The sequence below is a fragment of the Roseateles sp. DB2 genome, assembly GCF_051857535.1.
GTDB lineage: Bacteria > Pseudomonadota > Gammaproteobacteria > Burkholderiales > Burkholderiaceae_C > Roseateles_B.
The window spans coordinates 89,700-95,699 of record NZ_JBPZGY010000016.1 but is presented as its reverse complement, the minus strand read 5'-3'; the positions used below and the strand labels follow the sequence as shown (position 1 = coordinate 95,699).

The following is a 6,000-nucleotide window of genomic DNA, read 5'->3' as shown; positions in this document are numbered from 1 at the left end:
CACGAGCGGCCTCATCTGTCGCTGAAAATGCAGACGCCCGATGCAGTGCATCGGGCGTCGATGGCCGGCTGACGCCGGCCTTGTTCAACCGTTCTGAGTGTCAACCTAATTCAGGACGGGTCACGGCATGCGTTACGCCGATGCGCCCTTCACTCCAGCAGCGCCTGCGCGAACTCCTGCGCGCTGAAGGTCTGCAGGTCCTCCAGCTTCTCGCCCACGCCGATGAAGTAGACGGGGATGGGCCGCTCGCGCGCGATGGCCGCCAGCACGCCGCCCTTGGCCGTGCCGTCCAGCTTGGTCACGACCAGGCCGGTGAGCCCCAGTGCATCATCGAAGGCCTTGACCTGGTTCAGCGCGTTCTGGCCCGTGTTGCCATCAACGACCAGCAGTACCTCATGCGGCGCGCCCTCCTGGGCCTTGCCGATCACACGCCGGATCTTCTTCAGCTCCTCCATCAGGTGCAGCTGCGTGGGCAGACGGCCTGCGGTATCGGCAATGACGACATCGCAGCCGCGCGCCCGGCCTGCCACCACGGCATCGAAGGTAACGGCCGAGGGGTCCCCGCCTTCCTGGCTGACGATCTCCACCTGGGTGCGGTCCGCCCACACGGCCAACTGCTCCCGGGCGGCGGCACGGAAGGTGTCGGCCGCGGCCAGCAGCACGCGCTGGTCGGCCTCGGCGAGATGACGGGTGAGCTTGCCGATGCTGGTGGTCTTGCCTGCGCCGTTGACGCCCACGACCATCATCACGGTGGGCGTGTGCTCGCCCACCTGCAGGCTCTTCTCCAGCGGCTTGAGCAGCTCAGCCAGGGCCGTAACCAGCAGGCCGCGCACGGCCTGGGGATCGGTTGCCTTGGCCTCCTTGACGCGGCGCTTGAGGTCCTCCAGCAGGAACTGCGTGGCCTTGACGCCAGCATCGGCCATCAGCAGGGCGGCTTCCAGTTCTTCGTAGAGCTCATCATCGATGCGCGTGCCAGTAAAGACCTGGGCGATGCTGCTGCCCGTCTTGCGCAGCCCCTGGCGCAGCTTGTCCAGCCAGCTCTTGCGCGGGGCCGGTGCGGCCTCGGCAGCCGGCGCAGCCTCCGCGGCAAAGCCCGCGGAAGGAGCCGCGACCGGCTCCTCGACCTCCTGAGGCACCACTGACTGCACCACTGGCGGCACGACAGGCGTCGCGCTCGCCACGGCGGACGCAGGCAAGGGCGCGGCAGCGGGTACGGGCGCCGGCACCTCGGCAGCCGCGGCTACAGGCTCGGCGGCCGGCGCGGGAGCCGGGCTGGACGAGCCGCCCCCGAACTTCTTCTTGAAAAAACTGAACATGGCAGATGGGTTGTTCGGGCCGCGACAATGCCCGGCGACGGCTCAGGTGGAAATGTCCCGGTCAGCATCCCATGGCGGCACGCCGAAGGGTCTCAGCAACTTTTTTTGAGCAACGCTTGCATTGTCTCCCAAAAGCTGTCTAGAATAGCGGTCTTCGCAAGGCGCTTTAGCTCAGCCGGTTAGAGCGACGGAATCATAATCCGCAGGTCCGGGGTTCGAATCCCTGAAGCGCCACCAGACAAAGTAGTGACCTGACATCAGGTCGCCCAAAAAGCCTCAAGTGAATCAAGCACTTGAGGCTTTTTTACTACATGGATGGTCATGGATGCACCTGAGTGTTCGTGGATCACTTGCCCCCTGTCCGGGGAGTGATTCCGGGAGCGCTGGTGAAACCTAGTATGCGGTTGCCCCGAGCGGTATTTTTCCCCCTTGGAGGCCTCACCATGCTCAACATCCTGACCGACGCACTCATCCGTTCGACCCTACCAAACGGCAAAACTCAACGCCTCTTCGACGGTGGTGGCCTGTACCTCGAGGTCAGCCCCCGCGGCGGCAAGTGGTGGCGGGTCAAGTACCAGCTTCAAGGCAAGGAGAAACGCCTCTCCCTCGGCACCTACCCCGTTGTCACGCTGAAGACCGCGCGAGAGCGCATGCTGGCACTCAAGCGCCAGGTCGCAGACGGCGTTGACCCCAGCGCGGAGCGCAAGGCCCTCAAGGCCAGTCGCGATGGTGCACTGACCAACTCCTTTGAGCCTATCGCTCGCGAGTGGCACGCAGAGCAGCACAAGCCCACGGTGTCGGAGGGCCAAGCGAAGCGGATCATGGCTCGCCTGGAAAGCGACGTGTTCCCCTGGCTCGGCAAGCTGCCCCTCGCCGAGATCACGGCTCCCACGATCCTCAAGACTCTCCGGCGCGTCGAAGAGCGCGGCGCCATTGAGACAGCGCATCGGGAGCTGCAGACCGTCAGTCAGATCTTCCGCTACGCCGTGGCCACGGGCCGCGCAGAGCGCGACCCCACACCGGACTTGCGTGGAGCTCTGAAGCCCTTCGTCACCACACACATGGCTTCGATCACCGAGCCCGAGAAGGTGGGAGAGCTGCTACGCGCGATCGACGGCTACACGGGCTCGTTCGTGGTGAAGTGCGCGCTGCAGCTGGCCCCGCTGACCTTTGTACGCCCTGGCGAGCTGCGTGCCGCGCGCTGGTCAGAATTCGACCTCGACGCCGGCATGTGGCGGATCCCGGCCGAGCGGATGAAGGGCACCAAAGTTGCCAAAGCCAAGGGGCAAGACCACCTGGTGCCCCTCTCCTCCCAGGCCGTCGCCATCCTGAAGGCGCTGCAACCGCTGACAGGCCATCGCCCGTCGGTGTTTCCATCAACTCGCGGTGACGGTCGCGTAATGAGCGACATGACGATGGGCGCTGCGCTGCGGCGCTTGGGGTTCGCGAGCGACGAGATGACAGCGCACGGTTTCCGGGCGATGGCGCGCACCATGCTGGTCGAACGGCTGAACTATGACGAGGCCATCGTCGAAGCGCAGCTCGCTCACCGCGTGCGCGACGCGCTGGGGCGGGCCTACAACCGAACTCAGTTCGTCGATCAGCGACGCGCCATGATGCAGGCCTGGGGCTCCTACCTAGATGAGTTGAAGACCGGAAGGGCCACTGAGGCGCCGCCTCTAAAGATTGTTGCGGGCGCCGGCTGCAATTGACCGTCGCGCTTGCCAGCACTGACCGCCGCACCGGTCCTGACCGGATGGCGGCTCTGCAGCGGGTGCGGTCTCTCGCTTCCCCGAACTCGGCGCCCGAAAGCTGCCGATCAACGTCGAAATTCAACCAACCAGCCAGCGAAGCTCACGCAGGTCGGCTGCAATGACGGGCTGGGCTTACGCTACCTGCGAAAGCCAGGGGGCCGTGGCGAATTTGATGGCCCGCTGCCCGACTGCCCTGGAGGAGCTGGGGGCTGTGGAGGTTGGAAAGCGTTGAAGACCGCGGCGCTTTCGGCGAGGATTGTTGCCAGGTTCACCTGCTGCTTAGGTCCCAGCCGCGCCTGCTCGAGTTGCTTGAGGACCGCGACTACGTCCCGCTCGGTCATGGTGGCCAGGGTGCTCTGCTTCACAGAGTACAGCAGCACGAGGACGCCGTTCCTGAGCTGCCTCGTTGACTTGATCTTTCCGTGCAAGCGACCGAATAGCTTGGCGCCGTCCGTGCCATGTTTGCCGTTTAACCAATCCAGCAGCGTTTCATGCTGCTGCTGGTCAGGCATAGGCCCAGGCAAGGGCGTCGGAGTTGAACGCTTGATCGCAGCCAAAGTCTTTGCCGCCCAGCCCGCGGGCTGGGGATATTGGTGGTACGCGAGTTCGTCGACCTCCACCGAGTTATACGCGTACGCAAGCGGAACTTTCAGGCTTTCGAATCGCTTGGCTGCTTCGTGCTGATCAGTATTGAACGCCTTCAGCCGTCCCGATGCGACATCCAGCTCCTTGATTTCGAGGGCGATGAGGTCAGCACCGTCCATCAAGCCAAAAAGGTCGCCGCAGTACTGGCGGAGTGCCTCGCCTTGCTGGCGTGGAACTGGCCTGAACTGCTGCAAATTTCTGCCTCGGCAGTACTCCTGCAACGCCATCATGATCGCCATCTCAACAACGTTCTCTTCGCCAGCCACTTGGCCCCTCCCCTGTCAATGTGCGGCCTATTGTGCAGATGCGCCTCTTGCAAACCGTCCGATATATCAGGCTCGATGACGCCGCGGCTGACCCAGCTGTACGACAACCCTCTTGATTGCGCCTCAGCCCTGGCCCGCGAGATGTTGCTTGGCGGAGATCAAAGGACGTCATTCTCCTTGTTGACGGACTTCACTACCTTTACGTTGGTACGGCTGGGAGGGGGCTGGTCAGTGGCAAGTGGTCTTCGGACCCAGTCCACGCGAATGGAATGGAGCCCTGCTGAGCGGTTCGTGTCTGGGTCCGCAGAGCCAGCGCACCTGCCGGCGACTGCAACAAGGCCGTCTGTAGAGTGGCAGTCCGTTCTCTGTTCAGCCCTTCGTCCGAGTCGGCGTGTGCAATCCAGATCAATCGGGGTCAGGTCTTGCGGGGGAATTCAATGAGACGGTGTTGACGCGGTGGGAAGTCCCTGTAGATGGCTAGGTCGCAGCAGCAAGCTATAAGGTGACGTAGACCGCAATTGGATCAATGACCACTTCGTAGGATGTCTTCCCTGCCAACGAGCCCTCGATTGCAGCGATGTGGTTGACCATATTCGTTACTGCCTCTTTCATGCTCATATTTTCGGGGACAACTTGGTCATCTATCACTTCGGTCGCCTGTCGAGACTGAGTGACGACACCAAGAACAACCAGAGACTGCTCCGTCTTTCTCGAGTACTTACGGATGATCAAGTCTTCGGGCTCGCGGAGGCATTCACGCTTCAGACAGGCGGAGAACAAGCGCTCTCCAATGCGCTGCTGTATTTCAAGTTGGTCAGAGAAACCGAACTCGGTAACAAGGGCCAGGTGCTTCAAGAACTTCGGGTCTTGATAGAGCCCTACTTGCTTCGCGATTTCGGCGGTATCCGTTAACTTCTTTTCGAGTTTACGAAATTCTGCGAGCCGAGCCTTGTCCTTCGCCGAATCTTTAATCGTTTGGATTTCCTGACGTGCAGCTTCAATATCAGAATACTTGGTGACATGTGCAAGCGCTTCGCCAATTTCATTGAAGGAACCGAGCATGGAGGTTATCTTCGCCGCGTCGATGAAATTGGCTCGGGCACTTGCCCGCACGAAAGACTTACTGATCACCAACCCCTCGGCGACCGGCGAGTCTACGTGCTGAACCAGATCAAGCTCGGCAAGTCTGGTTTCAAATAGCGCCAGTGAGTGATCATGCAAGAACCTCTTTTCGACTGACCGCTCTGTCAGTTTCATGGCATCGGCCATCACTCTACCGCTCCCGACGGGCCCCTTTTGCTCTTCAGCGTCCTCTCTTGTTGCGGCGACCTCCTTCAGAACATACTCAGTCAACCCCTCAAATATCTGAGAGGACATTGAGTACATTTTGTTCTCGTCGAGATACAGGATGCTTCTGATCATTTTGATTTCCTATTCCGATATTCTTCGTAATACCTTTTCCTGGTATCCAAGAACGACCATATAACGACCCCACCCCCCAAAATCACAGCCAACCCAGTGAGTACGTATAGAAGGGCGTTCATCTTGCACCCGCCTTTGACAGCCGATGGAAGACCGACAGACTTAGTAGTGATGAAACGCCCGCAAAGATCATGCTGCTTCTTAACATCACAGTCGAGTCAATAAGATTAACACTCTTCTCGCCAATAATAGTTATTGCGTACAGCGCGCTGTACAGCGTGATAAATATCAGCGACGTGCCATTTTGAATCGTTCGCCAGTCTTTCTCTTTTGCGGGGAGGTGCTCCAACTCGTTGATAACCGAGATGTGCAGAACAAGACCGAAGGCAACGAAGTCAGTCGCGACAAGTGGGCTAACAACCCCGTTCGTCGTTGTGGCCCATGCCAGAAGCCGGGTGAGCACGGGAATTAGACCGACGAGAAAGGTATACGCGAGCCACTTGCTCTTTGAAAATTTCATATGCAGGGTGAGAGCCTGGGACTTGTGATTCTGAGGCCTAACGTTGGAATTCAGCCGACCGGCCGGCGCAGCCGGCC

General features: G+C 60.5%; 5 protein-coding genes and 1 tRNA gene. 2 read left to right on the top strand and 4 right to left on the bottom strand.

Annotation, left to right across the window (positions count from 1 at the left end; translation table 11 throughout):
- Positions 1–149 precede the first annotated feature (149 nt).
- Positions 150–1,316: a signal recognition particle-docking protein FtsY gene (ftsY, locus tag ACS5PK_RS19595; protein ID WP_439441948.1), complete on the bottom strand. Its 1,167-nt coding sequence runs from the start codon at positions 1,314–1,316 to the stop codon at positions 150–152.
- A 160-nt stretch (positions 1,317–1,476) separates the two neighbouring features.
- Here ftsY and ACS5PK_RS19590 point away from each other — a divergent pair.
- A tRNA-Met gene (locus ACS5PK_RS19590) sits at positions 1,477–1,553 on the top strand.
- Between the two features lie 206 nt (positions 1,554–1,759).
- A complete protein-coding gene (locus ACS5PK_RS19585) occupies positions 1,760–3,028 on the top strand; it encodes a tyrosine-type recombinase/integrase (protein WP_439441947.1) in 1,269 nt (422 codons plus the stop codon).
- Positions 3,029–3,207: 179 nt separating this feature from the next.
- On the opposite strand, the gene ACS5PK_RS19580 is transcribed toward ACS5PK_RS19585, so the two are convergent.
- The 3 genes from ACS5PK_RS19580 to ACS5PK_RS19570 form a co-directional block, all read right to left on the bottom strand.
- Positions 3,208–3,981 (bottom strand): hypothetical protein, encoded by a 774-nt coding sequence (locus ACS5PK_RS19580; RefSeq protein ID WP_439441946.1) that lies wholly within the window; start codon positions 3,979–3,981, stop codon positions 3,208–3,210.
- A 495-nt stretch (positions 3,982–4,476) separates the two neighbouring features.
- Positions 4,477–5,403 (bottom strand): DUF6414 family protein, encoded by a 927-nt coding sequence (locus ACS5PK_RS19575; protein WP_439441945.1) that lies wholly within the window; start codon positions 5,401–5,403, stop codon positions 4,477–4,479.
- 118 nt (positions 5,404–5,521) lie between these two features.
- Complete coding sequence (locus ACS5PK_RS19570) at positions 5,522–5,923, bottom strand: hypothetical protein (protein ID WP_439441944.1); 402 nt, start codon at positions 5,921–5,923, stop codon at positions 5,522–5,524.
- Positions 5,924–6,000 lie beyond the last annotated feature (77 nt).